The organism is Streptomyces sp. NPDC054887, assembly GCF_053610585.1.
In genome coordinates, this window is the sequence record NZ_JBSGYQ010000005.1 from 74,730 (window position 1) to 96,002 (window position 21,273).

Genomic DNA, 21,273 nt, shown 5'->3' on the forward strand with positions numbered 1-21,273 from the left:
GCCTCGTAGGTTACGAGACCGTAGGTTAAGGGGGTCGTAAGACCTGAGCCAAGTCCTCGCCTGGTAATGTCCCCTTACGTTCAGTTATGGACGCAGGTCAGCCGGTCACAGCGAGAGACATGTCACGCCCGCGCCGACACCCCGAACCGCACCGGATCACCCGGAACCCGCAGATACCTCCTCCTCCTCCTCGCGCCCGAGTTCCAGCCGCCGCGTGATCCCGATGGAGTCCAGGAACGGCTCGTCGTGGGACGCCACGATCAGCGCCCCCTCGTACGACCCGAGCGCCTGCGTCAGCCGGCGCACGCTCGCCATGTCCAGGTTGTTCGTCGGCTCGTCCAGCAGAAGCAGCTGCGGCGCCGGCTCGGCCAGCAGCAGCGCCGCCAGCGTGGCCCGGAACCGCTCGCCGCCCGACAGGGTGCCGGCCGGCTGATCGGCCCGCGCACCCTTGAACAGGAAGCGCGCCAGCCCGGCCCGCACGGCGTTGTTGGTCGCCGAGGGCGCGAACCGCGCCACGTTCTCGGCCACCGTCAGCCCGTCGTCCAGTACGTCGAGCCGCTGCGGCAGGAAGCGCAGCGGCACGTGCGTCAGCACCTCGCCCGCGACCGGCCGGAGCTCTCCGGTGATCGTGCGCAGCAGCGTCGTCTTGCCCGCGCCGTTGCGCCCGGTCAGCGCGATCCGCTCGGGCCCGCGCACCTCGAACGCGCCCGCGACCCCGGCCCCGTACCGCAGCCCGACATCGCGCAGCGTCAGCACCTGGCGTCCCGGATGCACGGTGGTGTGCGGCAGTACGACGTTGATCTCGTCGTCGTCGCGCACCGCGTCCACCGCCCCGCTCAGCCGCTCCTTCGCCTCCGCCAGCTTCTCGGCGTGCATGATGCGGTGCTTGCCCGCCGACTCCTGCGCGGCGCGCTTGCGGGCGTTCATGACGATCTTCGGCTCGCGCTTGGAGTCGAACATCTTCTGCCCGTACCGCTTACGCCGGGCCAGCTTCACGTGCGCGTCGGCCAGCTCCTTCTTCTGCCGGTGCACATCGGCCTCCGCGACGCGCACCATGCGTTCCGCGGCCTCCTGCTCGACGGCGAGGGCTTCCTCGTACGCCGAGAAGTTGCCGCCGTACCAGCGCACTTCGCCCTCCCGGAGATCCGCGATCTGGTCGACGCGCTCCAGCAGCTCACGGTCGTGGCTGACCACGACCATCACCCCCGACCACGCCTCGACCGCGGCGTACAGGCGCTCCCGCGCCCGCCGGTCCAGGTTGTTCGTCGGTTCGTCCAGGAGCAGTACGCCGGGGCGGCGCAGCAGCAGCGCGGCCAGCCGCAGCAGGACGGACTCGCCTCCGGACACCTCGCCGATGGTCCGGTCCAGGCCGATCCGGTCGAGCCCGAGCTGGTCGAGAGCGGCCCGGGCGCGCTCCTCCACGTCCCAGTCGTCGCCGACGGCGGCGAAGTTCTCCTCGGTGGCCTCGCCCGCCTCGATCGCGTGCAGGGCGGCCCGCGTGGAGGCGATGCCGAGGGCCTCGTCCACCCTCAGGGCGGTGTCCAGCACGAGGTCCTGCGGGAGGTACCCGACCTCGCCGACGGTCCGGATCCTGCCCGCCGTGGGGGCGAGTTCACCGGCGGCGAGCCGCAACAGGGTCGATTTGCCCGAGCCGTTGAGCCCGATGAGCCCCGTCCTGCCGGGGCCGACGGCCAGTTGGAACCCGTCGAACACGGGCGTCCCGTCGGGCCAGTTGAAGGAAAGCGCGGAGCAGGTGAGATGGGATGACAAGGCGGCCTCCGGTTGCGGAAAACGAGCAAGGGCAACGGGGAGACACCAAGGGCGACGTACGGCTGCGCCGGGAAGGGCCCGGTCGGGGGGAGAACGGCTCACATGCCGAGGTCGCACACGGCGCGCACAGACGGAAAGCTGTACCGCGCGGGTGTCTCAGGACCTCAGACGAGCAACGTCCCACTCCGATCGACGACAACAGGGCCACGACCAACGTACGCCGCGGCCCCCGGAACGCCAACCGATTATTCGCCGGCCCTCACAGCGCGTCGCGCAGCAGTTCGGCCAGGTCGTGGTCGACGTCGAGATGCAGATGCTCGCCGCCGACGGGAACGAGCGCGTGGGTGCGCTTGAGGAACCGGCGCAGGTCGGCGGTGCGGATGTGGACCATCGCGGTGCCCTCGGCGGCGTGGAACTCGAAAACGGTTCGCCCGTATCCGTACGGCCGCACCCGCACGTCGCCCAGACCTGCCCGCGACTCGATGCCCGCCTCCAGCAGCTCGCGGGCGAACGCCCAGGACACCTCGATGCCCTCCAGGGTGGCGGACGGCGGGAAGCCCACGCGTACGGCGAACGGGTCCGAGCGGTTGTACCGCAGGGTCGCGGCGACCGTCTCCGCCCGGGGTGTGGACGAGACCAGACGGGCCTGCACGGCTTGCACGATCACGGGAGGCAAGACCTGCTCCCTCTCAACGGGTCGGTTGACTGTCACAGGGTCAGACGTAAGAACAACGAAATCCGTGCATGCGCGGGTCGCGTGACCTGCGTCACACGACCCGCGTCCGGGAGGCGCCCTGGACGGGGCAGCGGCCGTGGACTAGCTTCCAGCGCCATGAGGGGCATGGGGAAGACGAGACGGATGGTGTCGTTAGGACTCTGCGGCGCGGCGCTGGCCGCCGCCCTGGCCGCGCCGGCGCGGGCGGACGCACCCGGGGTCTGGCAGCCGAGGGACACCGGCAAGCAGGACGTGCGCTTCCGCGGCCTTTCGGCGGTCAGTCGGCAGACGGCGTGGGTGGCGGGCTCCAAGGGCACGGTGCTGCGTACCGAGGACGGCGGCCGGAACTGGCTCAACGTTTCGCCCCCAGGGGGTCTGGAGTTCCGCGACGTCGAGGCATTCGACAGCCGGCGCGCGGTGGCGCTCGCGATCGGCGAGGGCGAGGCGTCCCGGATCTTCCGCACGGACGACGGCGGCGCCACCTGGACCGAGAGCTTCCGCAACACCGACCCGAGGGCGTTCTACGACTGCCTCACCTTCTTCGACCGCCGCAACGGCCTCGCGATGAGCGACCCGGTCGACGGCAAGTACCGCATCCTGTCCACCGGCGACGGCGGCAGGACCTGGCGCGTCCTGCCGGACGCGGGCATGCCCGCCGCCCACCCCGGCGAGGCGGGCTTCGCGGCGAGCGGCCAGTGCCTGGTCAGCGCCGGATCCCGGGACGTGTGGCTGGCCACGGGCGGCGGCCCGACGGGCCGGGTGCTGCACTCCGCCGACCGCGGCCTGACCTGGACCGCCACCGACGCCGGGATCCCGGCGGGGGACCCGGCCCGAGGCGTCTTCGGCCTCGCCTTCCGCGACCGCCGCCACGGAATCGCGGTGGGCGGCGACTACCGCGCGGGCCAGGAGTCGCCCAAGGCGGCGGCGCTGACCGGCGACGGCGGCACCACCTGGCAGCAGTCGTCGACCCCGCCCCCGGCCTACCGCTCCGGCGTGACCTGGCTGCCGCACACCAAGTCCTCCGCCCTGGCGGTCGGCCCCACGGGCACGGACCTCACACGGGACGGCGGCCGCACCTGGCGCACGATCGACACCGGCTCGTACGACACGGTCGACTGCACCCGCGACGGCGCCTGCTGGGCCGCGGGCGAAAAGGGCAGAGCGGCCCGCCTGCGCCCCTGAGCCACCCCACCCATCAACAGTGCGAACGGCACCGAAGCCCGCCCAGAAGCTCGACGGTGCCCCGGCGCGGGCTTGTCCCGAAATCCCGTTGCGAGTCCTTGGCGGCGCATGAGGGGACGTGCGGGGGCGCTCCCCGCAGGGCGTCGAACGCAACCACGCCGATCGGATCGCAGCGGTGCCGGAAGGTTCGGCGCCCGAGGAGACGCCCCGGCGCGTCACCGCCTCCGAAGCGGGGCTGCGGTCGGACTGGCCGGAAGCTCGACGGTGCGGGAGGGGACAACCGGCACGGGGTTGCCCCGGAGCCCCGTTGCGGGTCCTGGCGGTGCGGGAGGGGACGTGCGGGGGCGCTCCCCGCAGGGCGTCGAACGTAACCACGCCGATCGGGCCGCAGCGGTGCCGGAAGGTTCGGCGCCCGAGGAGACGCCCCGGCGCGTCACCGCCTCCGAAGCGGGGCTGCGCCCGACCGCCCCGCACCCCAACGGCACCGCCACCGAAGCCCGGCCCCGGCCAAACCGCCCCGCACCCCAACGGCACCGCCGCCGAACCCCGACCCCGGCCCGACCGCCCCGCACCCCAACGGCACCGCCGCCGAACCCCGCCTACGCCACCGGCAACCGCTCCCGGTAAGACGCAAGCGCCGGCGCCGTCTTCGTGGCCACGAACTCCGTGATCCGGTACGCGCACACCCCCGCCACCGTGAACGGATCCGCCGCCGCGATCTCCTCGATCCGCGCCCGGTCCTTCGCCACGGCCAGGATCACCCCGCCGTCACGCGGCTGCTTGCGGCCCGAAGCGATGAAGACCCCCGCCTCGTACTGCGTGTCCAGCCACGCCACATGCGCTTCCAGCAGCTCGTCGACGCGTTCGACGGGTGCGGTGTAGGTCAACTCCAGTACGAACATGGCCGTCAGGCTACCCGTACGCTCTGATCACTATGAAGAGCCTGCGCACTCCCGCCGACGAAGCCGAAGCCCGAGCGATCCAGGACGAGCTGCGCACCCGCGTGGTGCTGGACGAGCCGGGCCCGCCCCCCGGCACCGGCCTGGTCACGGGTGTGGACGTGGCGTACGACGACGAGCGCGACGTCGTCGCCGCGGCGGCGGTCGTGCTGGACGCCGCCACGCTCACCGTCGTCGAGGAGGCCACGGCGGTGGGCCGCGTGGCCTTCCCGTACGTGCCCGGCCTGCTCGCGTTCCGGGAGCTCCCGACCGTGCTGGCGGCGCTGGAGAAGCTGTCGGCCGGCCCCGGGCTCGTGGTCTGCGACGGCTACGGCCTGGCCCACCCGCGCCGCTTCGGCCTGGCCAGCCACCTCGGCGTCGTGACCGGCCTCGCCACCATCGGCGTCGCCAAGAATCCCTTCACCTTCACCTACGCGCAACCGGGCCCGCGCCGCGGCGCCGAGTCCCCGCTCCTGGCGGACGGCGGTGAGGAGGTGGGCCGGGCGCTGCGCACCCAGGACGGCGTGAAGCCGGTGTTCGTCTCCGTCGGCCACCGGGTGGGCCTGGACAACGCCTGCGCGCACACCCTGCGCCTGGCGTCCGCCTTCCGGCTCCCCGAGTCGACGCGCGCGGCGGACACCCTGTGCCGCCGGGCCCTCGCCGACGCGATCGGTGCCGGTTTCGGAACAACCGCGTAACTGAGTATCTGTACGGATGTTTGAACTGCCGTAATCGGACAGAGTGATCGTATGACGATCAATCCGCACCCCGAGTACCCGACGCACCCCGGCCCGACGCGAGCGGTCGAGTCCGTGACGGTCCACCGCGCCGGCCGGCGCATGAACACGGTCATACTGGTGGGCGGCCTGGCCGCCCTGGGCTGGACCGGCGGAATGATATACACGCTCGCGGGCTGGTTCACCGGCCACTGACCCGGGCCGCCCGCGTCACCCCCGGACGCGTCCCCCCGCACCCGCCGGCCAACCGCACACGCCAGCCACTCGCACGCGCCAGCCCTCCACACGCCGGCCACTCGCCCGCGTCACCCGGGCACGCGCCCCGAGCACGCGCCCCCAGCCCGCGCCCCGAGCACGCACCCCCGCGTCACCCCCGCACAGCCGCCACCCGGAACCGCAGCCCCGCCGCCGTCAGCCTCTTCAGCAGCGCGTCGCCCATCGCCACCGCCGGAGTGACCTGCCCCGACGTCGCGGGCAGCTCGTCGTAGGCCAGGCACAGCACCGACTCGGCCAGCATCTTCGCGGTCTCGCCGTAGCCGGGATCGCCGCCCGACACCTCGGTGAAGACCCGGCGCCCGCCGCCCTCGCCCACGAACCGCACCGTGAACCAGCTCCGGCCCCTGCGCTCCGCGTCGGGACCCGACCCCCCCGCGTACCGGTCCATGAGCCACGCCCGTGCCGCCGGGATCTGGGCCAGCGCCGCCGCGGCTCCCACCGCCGCCACCCCGCCCACCGCGACCGGCAGCCACTTCACCGACGCGTAGTGCCGGTAGCGGAAGTCCGGACCGTAGCGTTCCAGCGCGGCCGCCGAACGGGCCACCACCTGCGGGTCGATGGTCGGCAGCGGCAGTGCCCAGGTCCCCGTCTCGCGACTGCGCCGCGCCGCGCCGAGCGGGGCCCGCGCACGCCGCCCCACGAGCCTCGGCTCGGACATCCGGCGTTCCCGCGCGGCCCGGAGCGTCTGCCGCCCGCGCCCCAGAGCGGTCAGCGCGGAGGCGAAGGTGCCACCGGAGAACATCGCGTTGGAGCGGACGAAACCGTCGATACGCAGCGGCACGCCCTGCGGCAGCTGCTGCACGGTGAAGTAGACGCCGAGGTCGTGCGGGATCGAGTCGAAACCGCACGCGTGCAGGATCCGCGCCCCGGTCTCGCGCGCCCGCGCGTCGTGCGCCAGGTACATCCGGTCGGCGAACTCCGGCTCGCCCGACAGGTCCGCGTAGTCGGTGCCCGCGTCGGCGCAGGCGGCGACGAGCTCCTCGCCGTACAGGACATAGGGACCGACGGTCGTCGCGACGACACGCGTACGGGCCGCGAGTTCGCGCAGCGCGGCCGGGTCGGACGCGTCGGCGTGCAGGAGGGGAAGGGTCGCGCACGCCGGATTGATCCCGACGAGCCGTTCGCGTAGTTTCTCCAGCTTCACGGGGCTTCGTCCGGCTATCGCCCAACGGCAGTCGGCGGGCGCGTGCGCGGCGAGATACTCCGCGGTCAGTTCCCCGACGAAGCCCGTGGCGCCGAAAAGCACGATGTCGTACGGGCGATCCGTGCCGCCCCTGCGTGGAACCGTCTCGCTCATGGGGGCAGAGAGTAGCGGTGATCCCCGGTAAAAAGAACTAAGCGCTTGCTCGCCCCAAAGGCTTGTGCGAAGTGGAACACGTTCTTAGCATCATTGATGTTACATCAGTTGTGTCACATTGCTGGGGGCTTGATGGCAGGGACAGGGAACGGCCCGCTCGCCGGAGTGCGCGTGGTGGAACTGGCGGGCATCGGCCCCGGTCCGTTCGCCGCCATGCTCCTCGGCGACCTGGGCGCCGACGTCGTCCGGGTGGACCGCCCCGGCGGCGCGGAACTGGGCATCGATCCGGCGTACGACCTCACCAACCGCAACAAGCGCTCGGTGATCGTCGACCTCAAGGCGGCGGACGGTCCGGCCCGGGTCCTCGACCTCGTGGAGCGCGCGGACGTCCTCATCGAGGGCTACCGTCCCGGTGTCGCCGAGCGCCTCGGGGTCGGCCCCGACCCCTGCCTGGCACGGAATCCCCGGCTCGTGTACGGGCGGATGACCGGCTGGGGCCAGGAGGGCCCGCTCGCCCAGCGCGCCGGACACGACATCGCGTACATCGCCCCGACCGGCACCCTCGGCATGATCGGCACCGCGGACGGACCGCCCGTGGTCCCCGCCAACCTCGTCGGCGACTACGCGGGCGGCTCCCTCTATCTCGTCATCGGCGTCCTCGCCGCGCTCCAGCACGCCCGCAGCGAGGGCGGCCGGGGCCAAGTCGTCGACGCCGCGATCGTGGACGGCGCGGCCCACCTCGCCACCATGATCCACGGCATGCTGGCGGCCGGCGGCTGGCAGGACCGGCGCGGAGCGAACCTGCTGGACGGCGGCTGCCCCTTCTACGGCGCGTACGAGACGTCCGACGGCCGGTACATGGCGGTGGGCGCGCTGGAACCGCAGTTCTACGACCGGTTCACCGCCCTCCTCGGCCTCGACGAGGCGGCGGCGTCGGCCCGCGCCGACCTGACCCGCTGGGACGAACTGCGGGCGAGCGTCGCCGCCCGCTTCAGGACCAGGACCCGCGAGGAGTGGACCGCCGTCTTCGAGGACTCCGACGCCTGCGTCGCCCCCGTGCTGTCCCTGAGCGAGGCCCCCTCCCACCCGCACCTCGCCGCCCGCTCCACCTTCGTCACCCACGGCGGCCTCACCCAGCCCGCACCCGCCCCGCGCTTCTCGGCCACCCCGGGAGCCGTGCGCAGGCCACCCGCGCTCCCGGGAGCGGACACGGCCGAAGTGGCGCGCGCATGGGACGTACCCAGCATCGAGCAGGCCGGCCCCAGGAGGCAGAGTTGAAACGTCGGATCTTCACCCCCGAGCACGAGGCGTTCAGGGAGACCGTGCGCACCTTCCTCGCCAAGGAGGTGACGCCGTACTACGAGCAGTGGGAGCAGGACGGCATCGTCAGCCGGGACGCGTGGCTCGCGGCGGGCAGGCAGGGACTCCTGGGCCTGGCGGTGCCTGAGGAGTACGGAGGCGGCGGGAACGACGACTTCCGCTACAGCGCCGTCCTGGCCGAGGAGTTCACCCGGGCGGGCGCCGCCGGGCTCGCGCTCGGCCTGCACAACGACATCATCGGCCCCTACCTCACCGGGCTGGCCACCGACGAGCAGAAGCGGCGCTGGCTGCCCGGCTTCTGCACCGGTGAGACGATCACCGCCATCGCCATGACCGAGCCGGGCGCGGGCTCGGACCTCCAGGGCATCCGCACCACCGCCGAGGACCGGGGCGACCACTGGCTGCTCAACGGCTCCAAGACCTTCATCTCCAACGGCATCCTCGCCGACCTGGTCGTCGTCGTCGCCAAGACCTCGCCCGAGGGCGGTGCGAAGGGCCTGTCGCTGCTCGTCGTGGAACGCGGCGCCGAAGGCTTCGAGCGCGGGCGCAACCTCGACAAGATCGGCCAGAAGTCCCAGGACACCGCCGAGCTGTTCTTCCACGACGTACGCGTCCCCAAGGAGAACCTGCTCGGCGAGCTCAACGGCGCGTTCGTCCACCTGATGACCAACCTGGCCCAGGAACGCATGGGCATCGCGGTCGCCGGGATCGCCGCGGCCGAGCACCTCCTGGAGATCACCACGGCGTACGTCAAGGAACGCGAGGCGTTCGGGCGGCCGCTGTCCAAGCTCCAGCACATCCGCTTCGAGATCGCGGAGATGGCCACCGAGTGCGCCGTCACCCGTACGTTCCTCGACCGCTGCATCGTCGATCACTCGAACGGGGAACTCGACGCGGTCCACGCGTCGATGGCCAAGTGGTGGGCCACCGAACTCCAGAAGCGCGTCGCCGACCGCTGCCTGCAACTGCACGGCGGCTACGGCTACATGAGCGAATACCGGGTCGCCAGGGCCTTCACCGACGGCCGGATTCAGACGATCTACGGCGGCACGACCGAGATCATGAAGGAGATCATCGGCCGTTCACTCCTCGCCTGACCCCTCCGCGCTCCACCCGCCGGCCCCCGGCTCGCCCGCCCCGCCGACCCCTCCCCGCTGTCACGTCACCCTCGAAAGGCTGCTGTCTTGAGTACCGAAGCGTTTGTGTACGACGCGATCCGCACCCCGCGCGGTCGCGGCAAGGCCAACGGCGCCCTGCACGGCACCAAGCCGATCGACCTGGTCGTCGGCCTCATCCACGAGCTCCGCGACCGCTTCCCGGGCCTCGACCCGGCGGCCGTCGACGACATCGTGCTCGGCGTCGTCGGACCCGTCGGCGACCAGGGATCCGACATCGCGCGGATCGCGGCCATCGCGGCCGGTCTGCCCGACACCGTCGCCGGCGTGCAGGAGAACCGCTTCTGTGCCTCCGGGCTCGAAGCGGTCAACATGGCGGCCATGAAGATCCGCTCCGGCTGGGAGGACCTGGTCCTCGCGGGCGGCGTGGAGTCCATGTCGCGCGTCCCCATGGCCTCCGACGGCGGCGCCTGGTTCGCGGACCCCATGACCAACTACGAGACCGGCTTCGTCCCCCAGGGCATCGGCGCGGACCTCATCGCCACCATCGAGGGCTACTCGCGGCGCGACGTCGACGAGTACGCGGCGCTCTCCCAGGAGCGGGCCGCCGAGGCGTGGAAGGACGGCCGCTTCGCGCGCTCCGTCGTCCCCGTCAAGGACCGCAACGGACTGACCGTCCTCGACCACGACGAGCACATGCGGCCGGGCACCACCGCGGACTCCCTCGCCGCCCTCAAGCCGTCGTTCGCGACGATCGGGGAGCACGGCGGCTTCGACGCCGTGGCGCTCCAGAAGTACCACTGGGTCGAGAAGATCGACCACGTCCACCACGCCGGCAACTCCTCCGGCATCGTCGACGGCGCGGCGCTCGTCGCCATCGGCTCGCAGGCGGTCGGCGAGCGCTACGGGCTCACCCCCCGCGCCCGGATCGTCTCGGCCGCCGTGTCCGGATCCGAGCCGACGATCATGCTGACGGGCCCCGCGCCCGCCACCCGCAAGGCACTCGCCAAGGCGGGCCTGACCATCGACGACATCGACCTGGTCGAGATCAACGAGGCGTTCGCGGGCGTCGTCCTGCGCTTCGTCAGGGACATGGGCATCTCCCTCGACAAGGTCAATGTCAACGGCGGCGCCATCGCCATGGGCCACCCCCTGGGAGCCACCGGAGCGATGATCCTCGGCACGCTCGTCGACGAGCTGGAGCGCCGCGACCAGCGCTACGGCCTGGCCACGCTGTGCGTCGGCGGCGGCATGGGCATCGCCACCGTCATCGAGCGTCTCTGACCGTCCCGTCCCACCCTCACGGAGAAGAAGACTCATGAGCGAGAGCACCACCATCCGCTGGGAACAGGACGAGACCGGTGTCGTCACCCTCGTCCTGGACGACCCCAACCAGTCCGCCAACACCATGAACCAGGGGTTCAAGGACTCCATCGCGGCCGTCGCCGACCGCGCGGAGGCCGAGAAGGACTCGATCCGCGGGATCGTGTTCACCTCCGCCAAGAAGACGTTCTTCGCGGGCGGCGACCTCAAGGACATGATCAAGGTCGGTCCAGAGAACGCCCAGCGGGCCTTCGACGCCGGTACGGCGATCAAGCGCGCCCTGCGCCGCATCGAGACCCTCGGCAAGCCGGTCGTCGCCGCCATCAACGGCGCGGCCCTCGGCGGCGGGTACGAGATCGCGCTCGCCTGCCACCACCGCGTCGCCCTCGACGCGCCCGGCTCCAAGATCGGCCTGCCCGAGGTCACGCTCGGCCTGCTCCCGGCGGGCGGCGGCGTCACCCGTACGGTGCGCCTGATGGGCATCGCGGACGCGCTCCTCAAGCTCCTGCTCCAGGGCACCCAGTACAGCCCCCGGCGGGCCCTGGAGAACGGCCTGGTGCACGAACTGGCGGCCACGCCCGAAGAGATGCTGGCCAAGGCGCGCGCGTTCATCGACGCGAACCCGGAATCGCACCAGCCCTGGGACGTCAAGGGCTACAAGATCCCCGGCGGCACTCCCGCCAGCCCGCGTTTCGCCGCGAACCTGCCCGCCTTCCCGGCCAACCTCAGGAAGCAGACCGCCGGCGCCCCCTACCCCGCCCCGCGCAACATCCTGGCGGCGGCCGTCGAGGGCGCGCAGGTCGACTTCGAGACCGCGATGACCATCGAGGCCCGGTACTTCACCGAGCTGGTCACCGGGCAGATCGCCAAGAACATGATCCAGGCGTTCTTCTTCGACCTCCAGGCCGTCAACTCCGGCGCCAACCGCCCCAAGGGCATCGAGCCCCGTCCCGTGCGCAAGGTCGCGGTCCTCGGCGCCGGCATGATGGGCGCGGGCATCGCGTACTCCTGCGCCCGGGCCGGCATCGAGGTCGTCCTCAAGGACGTGACCGCCGAGGCCGCCGGCAAGGGCAAGGCGTACTCGGAGAAGCTCCTCGCCAAGGCCCTGTCGCGCGGCCGCACGACGGAGGCCGAGCGGGACGCGCTGCTGGCCCGCATCACGCCGACCGCCGACCCGGCCGACCTGGCGGGCTGCGACGCCGTGATCGAGGCCGTGTTCGAGGACACCTCGCTGAAGCACAAGGTGTTCCAGGAGATCCAGGACGTCGTCGAGCCGGACGCGCTGCTGTGCTCCAACACCTCCACACTCCCCATCACCGGTCTGGCGGAGGGCGTCGCCCGTCCCGTCGACTTCATCGGCCTGCACTTCTTCTCGCCGGTCGACAAGATGCCGCTCGTCGAGATCATCAAGGGCGAGCGGACCGGCGACGAGGCCCTGGCGCGCGCCTTCGACCTCGTGCGGCAGATCAAGAAGACGCCGATCGTCGTCAACGACTCGCGCGGGTTCTTCACCTCGCGCGTCATCGGCCAGTTCATCAACGAGGGCGTCGCGATGGTCGGCGAGGGCATCGAGCCCGCGTCCGTCGAGCAGGCGGCGGCGCAGGCCGGCTACCCGGCGAAGGTCCTGTCCCTGATGGACGAGCTGACCCTCACGCTCCCCCGCAAAATCCGCAACGAGACGAAGAGGGCGGTCGAGGAGGCGGGCGGCACCTGGCCCGGACACCCGTCCGACGCGGTCGTCGACCGCATGGTCGACGAGTTCGGGCGTACGGGCCGAAGCGGCGGCGCGGGCTTCTACGAGTACGACGAGGACGGGAAGCGCACCCGGCTGTGGCCCGGGCTGCGCGAGCACTTCGCGAAGCCGGGGGCGGAGATCCCCTTCGCCGACATGAAGGAGCGGATGCTCTTCAGCGAGGCGCTGGACACGGTCCGCTGCTTCGAGGAAGGCGTCCTGACGTCGGTCGCCGACGCCAACATCGGCTCCATCATGGGCATCGGCTTCCCGGCGTGGACGGGTGGCGCCATCCAGTACATCAACGGATACGAGGGCGGTCTCCCCGGCTTCGTCGCCCGCGCGCGCGAGCTGGCGGCGACGTACGGCGAACGCTTCACGCCGCCCGCGCTGCTGGTGGAGAAGGCGGAACGCGGCGAGAAGTTCAGCGACGCCTGACCAGCACCACGGCCTGACGGCCCGGGACCCTCACCGGGGTCCCGGGCTCGGCCCTGCCCGCCGCCCGCGCCGAGCGCTCCCGGCCTCGGTCACTCCGCCGTGAAAGCGGCGCGCAGTTCCTCCCGCAGCGACCGCTGGAACGCCGTCACCAGCGCCTGCACGACGATCGGCTGCATGTGGGCCGACAGCGACTTCATCGCCTTCACATGCTCGGGGTCCGCCTCGCGCTCGCGGTACGGCCCCCACACCTCGTCCTTGAAGAGATGCGTCAGGGCACGCGCCGCGGACCGCGTGTGTTCCAGCAGCAGCGTGCGGGCCGCGAGAATCGTCTCGTGGGCGATCGGCACGCCGAGAAGCTGTACGCCGAGGGCCAGCAGACCGGGGTCGACCCGGAAGGTGTCGGGGGAGTCGGCCCGCTCCAGGACGTCCATCGCGGCGAGCCGGTCGATGTCCTCCTCGGACAGCGGCCGGCCGGCCCGGCGCTCCAGCTCCGCACGGGTCGCGTCCTCCGCCGAGTCCGGCACCCAACTCGCCACCAGCGCCCGGTGTATCGCCAGGTCGTGCGCGCTCAGGTCGGGCGGCAGCTGCTCCAGGTAGCGCTCGATCGCCGCCAGCGTCATGCCGTGGTGCTGAAGCTCCTCGATGAGCGCCAGCCGCGACAGGTGGGCAGGGCCGTAGTGGCCGACCCGGCGCGGGCCGATCACGGGCGGCGGGAGCAGACCGCGCGTGCTGTAGAAGCGGACCGTACGCACCGTGACCCCGGCCCGTGCGGCCAGCTCGTCCACCGTGAGTGTCGGCTCCCCGGTGTCCGTGTCCGTCGTCATGTCCGCGCCCCGCTTCCCGCTGCTGTGCACCGCCGCCGTGCTGCGACCAGTGCAACAGTATTGCTGTCTCACCACTGTTGTGAAAGCGCCGACCCGCGCGGACTGTCAGTGGCCGACCGTACGGTTGTCCCATGTCCGGGATCACGTATGTACGGGGGGACGCCACCGCGCCGCAGGGCAAGGGCGTCAAGATCATCGCGCACGTCTGCAACGACCTGGGCGGCTGGGGCAAGGGTTTCGTGGTGGCGGTGTCCCGCCGCTGGCCCGAGCCCGAGGCGGCCTACCGCCGCTGGCACCGTGGACGGGCCGCCAACGGCTTCGGCCTGGGAGCAGTCCAGTTCGTCGAGGTCGAGCCGTACGTGTGGGTGGCCAACATGATCGGCCAGCGCGGCCTGCGGACCGGGAGCAAGGGCGTGCCGGTCCGGTACGAGGCCATCGACACGGCGCTCGAAGCCGTGGCTGCCAGAGCCGCCGAGCTGCGGGCGTCGGTTCACATGCCCCGCATCGGCTGCGGCCTGGCGGGCGGGAAGTGGCCCCGGGTCGAACCGCTGCTCGCGCAGCGGCTGGTGTCGCGGGGCATCCCCGTCACGGTCTACGACCACGACTGACCCGGGACGCGGAGCCCGAAGCCCCAGGCCCTGAGCCCGAGCATCAGGCCCAGCCGCCCAGCCGCCCAGCCGCCCAGTCCGGAGGCCCAGGCCCCCACGCTCGTTGTTACCGGTGCCGGCTGCCCGTTGCCCGGAGCGCGGAAGACGGTCGCGCCGGCAGGTGCCCGGTGAGGTGCCTACGGGGTGGGGGGCACCGCGATGGACTGGGCGTGGCGGAAGATGTTGTGGGGGTCCCACCGCTTCTTGGTCTGCTGGAGGCGCTTGTAGCTGTCCTTGTAGTACAGCTGGTGCCAGGGCTGACGCGAAGTGTTCAGGTGCTGCTCGTCGAGGAGGTCGACGTCGGGGTAGTTGATGTAGCAGCCGTCCGTGTTCGCGTCCTTCGTCGCGGGAAGGGCAGGGTCGACCACCACCGGCACTCCTCCGGTGGGCGCGTAGACGTCCTGATAGAACTTCCTGATCCAGCGCAGATGGGGCGCGGCGATCCCGGGGTCCGCCTCGGCGTCGCGGTAGTCGTAGACGCCGTTCTCGTCGGCGTCGGTGTCCCAGTTCCAGTACACCTGGTACTGGAGCTTCATGACCGAGCTCCGCTGCGGTACGGCCGTGTCCTTCTCGCCCACCTTGTTGATCGCCCCGCCGTACGAGTCGACCTGCACGAGTGCGTCGGGGTTGGTGTACGCCGGATCGGTGAGATGGCGGTGGATCGCGTCGATCTGGTGCTCCGTGAACCCGCGCGTCATGTACGCCGACTTGTACTTGCCGCACCGGTTCGGGCCCGAGTCGTTGATGCTCTGTGTCGCCGTGAGCCAGGGGAGGCGGGTCGGGACGAACAGCGCCCCCTGGGCCGGGTGTTCGCCGATCGCCTGGTCCAGTGGTGTCTCCGTGACGTGGTGCGTCTCGCCGGTCTTGAAGTCCTGGGTGATCCAGCCCATGAACGCCGCCAGCCGCGCCACCGAGTCCTTGCGCGTGTCGTCGAGCTGGATGGTCAGGCCCACTTTGCCGCTGCTCATGTGGGTGAGCTTCAGCAGCGTGAACAGGTCCTGGTAGCTCGCGCCGCCGAACGAGGACGGAAGCTTCCCGGTGTGCTCGTACTCGAAGAACTGCCCGTAGCGCCGGACGAGGGCCTTGAACAGACCGGGGTGCTCGCGGAAGTCCTCCCACTTCCAGGCGACGGACCTGGCCAGCACCCGCGCCGGCGGTCGTCGCAGGCCCCGGAACCAGTACCGCGTGATGACGCCGAAGTTCCCGCCGCCCCCGCCGGTGTGCGCCCACCACAGGTCTCGCAGAGCCGCATCCTCCGAGTCCTTGCGGGCCACCGTCCGCACGGGCCGCTTGCCGTCGGCGACGGTGACCACCTCGACGGCGTACAGGTAGTCCACGGTCAGGCCGAACTGCCGGGAGAGCAGGCCGTAGCCGCCGCCCGAGACGTGCCCGCCGAGCCCCACCGAGTAGCAGGAGCCACCAGGAAGGGCCAGGCCGGTCGACCGGTACAGCTGGGTCGTGCTGTGCCAGTTCGTCGCGCCCGCCTCGATGCAGTACGCGTCCATGTCCGGGTCGAAGTACACCTGGTTCATCCCGCTCACGTCGATGATGACCCCGACGTCGTCGGACGAGACGAAGTTCTCGTAGCAGTGCCCGCCGGAGCGCACCGTGATCCGGCGCTTGACGTTGGCGGGCTTGCCGACGAACTTGCCGACGGCCTCCACCACGTCGTCCGCCGACGCGGCCACCACCACGTAGTCGGGACTGGCGATCCAGCGCTGATTGAACCCCCGGCGCAGAGCGTCGTACCGCGCGTCGCTCGGGTGCACCTCGATGGGACCGGTGGCCATGACGTCCCCCCACACATAGATCGGACGTCACACGCAGTCCCGACGCCCCCTCATTCGGTCACTCAAAGTTACCAGGAGCGGGCGTCGGGTTGAGAACTCGTTCGGGTGAATGCGGGGCCGGGTTGTCACCGGCCGCTCACCCGGTCAGCGCGCGCTCGCCACCACCGGGTAGTGGTCCGACAGGTTCGTGTACGTGTACTGCTTGCCCCAGCTGGAGACGGTCCAGGGCGCGCTCTGCTCCTTGATCACCTCGTTCGTCCAGCCCGCCGGCTTCACGTGCCCCGCCCGGTGCAGGACGTAGTCGAGGTCCTCGCGCGGGTCGTCGGGGTAGCGCTCCGAGGCGATCGAGTTGTCGGCGGTGTCGAAGGAGTACGGGTGGCCGGTCCGCGCGTCGTCGCCGGTCAGGCCGCCGTCGGCGAGCATCGTCGCGTACTCGGGGCTGTGCGAGTCGACGTTGAGGTCGCCCGCCACGATCACCTGCTCCGACGCGGGGATGTTCTTGCCGTCGAGGAAGGCGTCGATCGCCTTGAACTGCCGGCTGCGCATCTGCGCGGCCTCGCCGGCGCCGCAGCCCGGGTCGGTGGACTGGGCGTGTGTGCCGACGACGTGGACCCGGGTGCCGTTCACGTCCAGTACGGCGTACACGAAGCCCTTGTTGGAGTACCAGTCGGCGCCGCACGCGTCCTTGTAGACGTACTGCTCCTTGCGGACGACCGGCCACTTGCTGAGGATCGCCACCCCGCCGTCCTCCGGCGTCGTGGAGGAGTACGCGCCGCCGGTCGCGTCCCAGCCGGTCCTGCTGCGGCCCATCACCGGCGTCTGGTGCGGGTACTGCGCCGCGGCGTTGCTCTTCAGCGCGTCGGAGGCGCCGTTGTCGAACGCCTCCTGGACGACGACCACGTCGTTGCCGCGGAAGAAGGGGGCCGCCGGTATGGCCTTCGCGCGGTGGTCCTGACCCCAGTTCGGGTAGAGGTTCTTGCTGAAGAGGAAGGTGTTGTACGACAGCACCTTCAGCGACGGCACGCCGGCGGACGCGGCCACCGGGGCCGCGGAGGCGGACGGCGCCGTCGCGGCGAGCGCGGCGGCGGCCAGAACGGCGGCGAGGGCGGCGCCGGAGGTGCGACGGAACGCGGAGTGCGGCACTGGAACTCCCGTGGTGGGGTGGGGGGCAAAGATCGGCGCGGCACATCAAATCAGCCGGAGTTACCTTCCGGTAGCCATTGGGCGGCCAATGCCCGGCGGTACGCACACGATCTCCCCAACTGCTCCTCCCGCCTCCGGACGCGCCCCGCGCGGGATCGCATACTGGAGGCGTGCAGACCAGTGAGCGGGACCCCGTTCCGCCGCCCCCGGGCGGCGTCCTGTGGTCCGTCGCGGGGGACGTGCGCGCGCTGCTCATGCTGCCCGCCGCGCTCACCCTCCAGGTCGCCCGCCCGGCCGTCGGCGCGGGCGTCGACCAGCACTCGGTCTTCCGCACGGACCCGTGGGGACGCGGCGAGCGCTCCCTGCGCTCCCTCCAGCTGTGGGTGTACGGGGGAGAGGCCGGCGCCGAGGAGGGCCGCAGGCTCCGGCGGCTCCACCGGAGCATCCGGGGCGCCGACGCGTACGGCCGCCCGTACCACGCGCTGGACCCGGCCCACTACGCCTGGGTCCACGCCACCGGCTTCCCCTGCTACCGGCACGCGCTGCGCTACCTCTTCCGGCCGCTGACCGGGGCCGAGGAGCGGCAGCTGTACGCCGAGTGGCTCCAGGTCGGCCGGGCCCTCGGCATCGACGACCGGGACATGCCGCAGACCGTCGAGGAGTTCTGGCCGTACTTCCGGAAGATGCTGGCCGAAGAGGTGGAGCCGACCGTCGTCGTGCGCGAGCTGATCGCCACCGACCGCCCGCTGCCCGCCCCCGACCGGGGACCGCTGCCGGTGCGTCTCGTCCTGCGCGCCCTGTGGCCGGCGCTGCTGCCGCCGCTGCTCCGCTTCCGGGCGTTCGTCACCGTCGGATACATGCCGCCGGAGGCGCGCGAGGCCCTGGGACTGGCCTGGGACGACGTACGGGAACGCAGGCTGCGCCGGTTCAGCCGCGTCGTACGCACCCTCGTTCCGCTGCTGCCGGAGCGGCTGCGCTACCTGCCCCTGGCGCGCGAGGCCAGGGCGCGGTGGCGGAGCGACGCCGCGCGCGCCGACCGAGAGCGCTCTCAGCAACTCCCTTCGGAGCATGCTCCCGTACCCCCGATCCGTCAACACTTGAACGGGCGGTAGCGCACCGCCACAGCAACTGCCGTCCATGTCACATGTATTGACACTTCTGTTTCAACAGTTTTACGTTCCTTGACATCTGAGAGCGCTCTCGGACGCCCTTCCCCCACCACTCAGAGGTGCCGTCCATGCCAGCTCCGCCCTTGAGAACCGCGTCCGCGCTGCTCCTCGTCTCCGCCCTGACCGCGGTGGGCCTCGGTTCCACCGCCACCCCCGCTGCCGCCGCCACCATCCCCGTAGGGTCGGGCAGTTACTCCGACGTGCGCCCCGCCGGCACGTCGGGCCCCACCACCAACACCGGCACGCCCGTCACCCCCAAGCTCACCCCGGCCGCCAAGGACAAGCCGCTCCCCACCAACGACTGGTGGTCCTCCCTGGCCTTCCAGCGGTACGGCGACAACCCGCACTCCACTCCGATGTACGGGCACCCGCTCACCTACCAGGCCACCGCCGCCGGCCTGGAAGTCGGCTACCCGACGACCCCCGTCGTCGTCGGGGACGGCCGCCAGTACGAGTACGCCCACAAGCGCGACCTCACCCTCGGCCTGACCGGCCTCAACTCGCCCGACACCAAGGCCGACGACTGGTCCGACTGGACCGTCACCCCGTACTGGTCCGACGGCGCCCGCACGCTCCGCACCACCATCGGTCACGGCATGCCCTTCGTGTACGCCAAGGGCTCGGGCGGCAACGCCCAGATCACCACCGCCGCGGCCCCCGCGGTCTTCGCCGACCAGGGCAACGTCGTCGGCATCACCGTCGCCGGCCACCACTACGCCCTCTTCGCGCCCACCGGCAGCGACTGGAACATCTCCGGGTCGACCCTCACCGCCGGCCTCGGCGCCAAGGACTACTTCTCGCTCGCCGTGCTGCCCTCCACCGACGCCCTCGCGACGTACAAGAAGTACGCGTACAGCTTCGTCACCGGCTCCAGGGCGAACTGGAGCTCCGCCGGCGGCACGGTGAAGGCGACGTACACCCTCACCACCGAGGCGAAGGAGGGCAGCGAGACGGGGACGCTCCAGGCCCTCTACCGCCACCAGTGGCTGCACACCTCCGATCCGCTCACCCCGTACACGTACGTCTCGCCGCGCGGCACGATGAAGGTCCGCGAGGGCACGTCCTTCACCACGAGCCAGCGGGCCTCCGGCGTGCTGCCCGCGCTGCCGCAGTCGAGCGGCGTCGACAAGGCGCGGCTGAGGGGCTACCTCAACGAGGTCGCCAACGCCGCCGACCCCTTCTCCGGGGCCACCGACACCTACTGGACCGGCAAGGCCCTGGGCCGCCTCGCCCAGCTCGTGCCCGTCGCCGACCAGATCGGTGAGACCGCCGTACGCGACAGGCTGCTCGGTCTGATGAAGGGCCGCCTCCAGGACTGGTTCACCGCGGGCGGAGCCAACGAGTTCTCCTACGACAAGACCTGGAAGACGCTGACCGGCTACCCGGCGTCGTACGGCAGCGACACCGAGCTCAACGACCACCACTTCCACTACAGCTACTACGTGTACGCCGCCGCGATCGTCGCCCAGTACGACCAGGCGTGGGCCGCCGACTCCGCCTGGGGCGGCATGGTCAAGACCCTCGTACGGGACGCCGCCAACCCCAGCCGCACGGACACCGCCTTCCCCTTCCTGCGCGGCTTCGACGTGTACGCCGGCCACAGCTGGGCCTCCGGCCACCAGGGCTTCGCCGCCGGCAACAACCAGGAGTCGTCGTCGGAGTCGACCAACCTCAGCGCCGGCCTCGTCCTGTGGGGCGCGGCGACCGGTGACACGGCTCTGCGCGACCTCGGCACGTACCTCCTGACCACCGAGTCCGAGGCGATCGCCCAGTACTGGTTCGACGCCGACCAGCAGGTCTTCCCCTCCTCCTTCGGCCACGAGACGGTCGGCATGGTGTGGGGGAGCGGCGGGGCGTACGCCACCTGGTGGACGGCCAACCCGGAGGAGATCCACGGCATCAACGTCCTGCCGGTGACCGGCGGTTCACTCCACCTCGGCGGCGAGAAGGCCGCGATCCGGCGCAACCTCGCCGAGATGGAGCGCGAGAACGGCGGCCCGGCCGTCGAATGGCGCGACATCCTCTGGGAGTTCCAGTCGCTGGCCGACCCGGCCGCCGCCAAGGCGAAGTGGGACGCGGGCCACGCCGGCTACACCCCCGAGCAGGGCGAGTCGAAGGCGCACACCTACCACTGGATCGGCACCCTCGACACACTCGGGGCACCCGACGCGACGGTGAGCGGGGACATCCCGACGTCCGCCGTCTTCACCAAGGGCACGGTACGGACGTACGCCGCCCACAACCACACCTCCACCACCCGCACGGTGACCTTCTCCGACGGCGGCAAGCTCACCGTCCCCGCCCGCTCGACCGCGACCGGCACCGGTACGGGAGGCACCGACCCGGACCCGGACCCGGACCCCGACCCGCCCACCGGCAACACCTTCCAGTTGCGCACCGGCGGGACCCTGACCACGGCCACCGGCGCCACCGCCGGCGCCGACACCGTCGCCTCGGCGGGCGGCGCCAACCACGACGGCACTCCGTACCAGCCGCTGACGTACACCGCCAAGGGGGTCAACGGCACACTCAAGGCCGGTACGCCGACGGCCTTCCGGCTCCAGGTGGACGCGGGCACGACCGTCGGCCTCGGCCAGCAGGCCCGGGTGAGCTACGACCTCACGGGCGACGGCACGTACGAACGGACGGAGACCTACCAGTACTTCGCGACCGATCCGGTGGCGGGCTGGGAGGACTACACGCAGGCGCGCGGCCTGAAGTCGGCGACCGGCACACTCGGCGACCTCAAGGGCGGCACCGTACGCCTCGAAGTGTGGAGCGCCATCGGCAACGGCACGGCGAAACTCCGTACCGGAACGGCCGATTCGGTCCTGGTGATCCCCTTCCAGTAACCGCA

Annotated in this window: 17 protein-coding genes; 10 read left to right on the forward strand and 7 right to left on the reverse strand. The window is 71.5% G+C overall.

The features are described 5' to 3' along the window. Positions 1–156: 156 nt before the first annotated feature. Positions 157–1,770: an ABC-F family ATP-binding cassette domain-containing protein gene (locus tag ACWGH0_RS04420; RefSeq protein ID WP_453402619.1), complete on the reverse strand. Its 1,614-nt coding sequence runs from the start codon at positions 1,768–1,770 to the stop codon at positions 157–159. 259 nt (positions 1,771–2,029) lie between these two features. Then, entirely contained in the window at positions 2,030–2,446 is a 417-nt protein-coding gene (locus tag ACWGH0_RS04425; RefSeq protein WP_453402620.1) for an SsgA family sporulation/cell division regulator, read from the reverse strand. A 156-nt stretch (positions 2,447–2,602) separates the two neighbouring features. On the opposite strand from ACWGH0_RS04425, the gene ACWGH0_RS04430 reads away from it, so the two are divergent. Further along, on the forward strand, positions 2,603–3,667 hold the full coding sequence (locus ACWGH0_RS04430) for a WD40/YVTN/BNR-like repeat-containing protein (protein WP_453402621.1): 1,065 nt from the start codon (positions 2,603–2,605) through the stop codon (positions 3,665–3,667). A 599-nt stretch (positions 3,668–4,266) separates the two neighbouring features. Here ACWGH0_RS04430 and ACWGH0_RS04435 read toward each other — a convergent pair. After that, positions 4,267–4,569 carry a YciI family protein gene (locus ACWGH0_RS04435; protein WP_453402622.1) on the reverse strand — a complete coding sequence of 101 codons (303 nt, stop codon included), beginning with the start codon at positions 4,567–4,569 and terminating at the stop codon, positions 4,267–4,269. Positions 4,570–4,601: 32 nt separating this feature from the next. On the opposite strand from ACWGH0_RS04435, the gene ACWGH0_RS04440 reads away from it, so the two are divergent. Both ACWGH0_RS04440 and mmpA read left to right on the forward strand, forming a co-directional pair. Further along, positions 4,602–5,303, forward strand: coding sequence for an endonuclease V (locus ACWGH0_RS04440; RefSeq protein WP_453402623.1), 702 nt, complete (start codon positions 4,602–4,604; stop codon positions 5,301–5,303). Positions 5,304–5,354: 51 nt separating this feature from the next. Next, the gene (gene mmpA, locus ACWGH0_RS04445) at positions 5,355–5,537 is read left to right on the forward strand and encodes a morphogenic membrane protein MmpA (RefSeq protein ID WP_453402624.1); all 183 of its coding nucleotides are present in this window, start codon (positions 5,355–5,357) and stop codon (positions 5,535–5,537) included. Between the two features lie 172 nt (positions 5,538–5,709). Here mmpA and ACWGH0_RS04450 read toward each other — a convergent pair whose 3' ends face one another. Continuing rightward, positions 5,710–6,915 carry a saccharopine dehydrogenase family protein gene (locus ACWGH0_RS04450; RefSeq protein ID WP_453402625.1) on the reverse strand — a complete coding sequence of 402 codons (1,206 nt, stop codon included), beginning with the start codon at positions 6,913–6,915 and terminating at the stop codon, positions 5,710–5,712. 132 nt (positions 6,916–7,047) lie between these two features. Between ACWGH0_RS04450 and ACWGH0_RS04455 the strand changes: the two genes are divergently transcribed. The 4 genes from ACWGH0_RS04455 to ACWGH0_RS04470 all read left to right on the forward strand — a co-directional run bounded on the left by ACWGH0_RS04455 (position 7,048) and on the right by ACWGH0_RS04470 (position 12,843). Beyond that, on the forward strand, positions 7,048–8,193 hold the full coding sequence (locus tag ACWGH0_RS04455) for a CaiB/BaiF CoA transferase family protein (RefSeq protein ID WP_453402626.1): 1,146 nt from the start codon (positions 7,048–7,050) through the stop codon (positions 8,191–8,193). After that, the gene (locus tag ACWGH0_RS04460) at positions 8,190–9,332 is read left to right on the forward strand and encodes an acyl-CoA dehydrogenase family protein (RefSeq protein WP_453402627.1); all 1,143 of its coding nucleotides are present in this window, start codon (positions 8,190–8,192) and stop codon (positions 9,330–9,332) included. The genes ACWGH0_RS04455 and ACWGH0_RS04460 overlap by 4 nt, the downstream gene beginning before the upstream one ends. Before the next feature lie 87 nt (positions 9,333–9,419). Next, positions 9,420–10,634, forward strand: a complete 1,215-nt coding sequence (locus ACWGH0_RS04465; protein WP_453402628.1) for an acetyl-CoA C-acetyltransferase — start codon at positions 9,420–9,422, stop codon at positions 10,632–10,634. Positions 10,635–10,668: 34 nt separating this feature from the next. Beyond that, entirely contained in the window at positions 10,669–12,843 is a 2,175-nt protein-coding gene (locus tag ACWGH0_RS04470; protein WP_453402629.1) for a 3-hydroxyacyl-CoA dehydrogenase NAD-binding domain-containing protein, read from the forward strand. Between the two features lie 89 nt (positions 12,844–12,932). Here ACWGH0_RS04470 and ACWGH0_RS04475 read toward each other — a convergent pair whose 3' ends face one another. Next, the gene (locus tag ACWGH0_RS04475; protein ID WP_453402630.1) at positions 12,933–13,667 is read right to left on the reverse strand and encodes a MerR family transcriptional regulator; all 735 of its coding nucleotides are present in this window, start codon (positions 13,665–13,667) and stop codon (positions 12,933–12,935) included. Between the two features lie 131 nt (positions 13,668–13,798). Between ACWGH0_RS04475 and ACWGH0_RS04480 the strand changes: the two genes are divergently transcribed. Continuing rightward, the gene (locus ACWGH0_RS04480) at positions 13,799–14,275 is read left to right on the forward strand and encodes an Appr-1-p processing protein (RefSeq protein ID WP_453402631.1); all 477 of its coding nucleotides are present in this window, start codon (positions 13,799–13,801) and stop codon (positions 14,273–14,275) included. A 176-nt stretch (positions 14,276–14,451) separates the two neighbouring features. Here the strand turns inward: ACWGH0_RS04480 and ACWGH0_RS04485 are convergent, their stop codons facing one another. Continuing rightward, entirely contained in the window at positions 14,452–16,104 is a 1,653-nt protein-coding gene (locus ACWGH0_RS04485; protein ID WP_453402632.1) for an FAD-dependent oxidoreductase, read from the reverse strand. Positions 16,105–16,248: 144 nt separating this feature from the next. Further along, positions 16,249–17,247, reverse strand: a complete 999-nt coding sequence (gene sph / locus ACWGH0_RS04490) for a sphingomyelin phosphodiesterase (RefSeq protein ID WP_453402633.1) — start codon at positions 17,245–17,247, stop codon at positions 16,249–16,251. A 170-nt stretch (positions 17,248–17,417) separates the two neighbouring features. Between sph and ACWGH0_RS04495 the strand changes: the two genes are divergently transcribed. Together ACWGH0_RS04495 and ACWGH0_RS04500 are read left to right on the forward strand one after the other, a co-directional pair. Next, positions 17,418–18,359 (forward strand): oxygenase MpaB family protein, encoded by a 942-nt coding sequence (locus tag ACWGH0_RS04495; protein WP_453402634.1) that lies wholly within the window; start codon positions 17,418–17,420, stop codon positions 18,357–18,359. 125 nt (positions 18,360–18,484) lie between these two features. Next, on the forward strand, positions 18,485–21,268 hold the full coding sequence (locus tag ACWGH0_RS04500; protein WP_453402635.1) for a glycosyl hydrolase: 2,784 nt from the start codon (positions 18,485–18,487) through the stop codon (positions 21,266–21,268). Positions 21,269–21,273 lie beyond the last annotated feature (5 nt).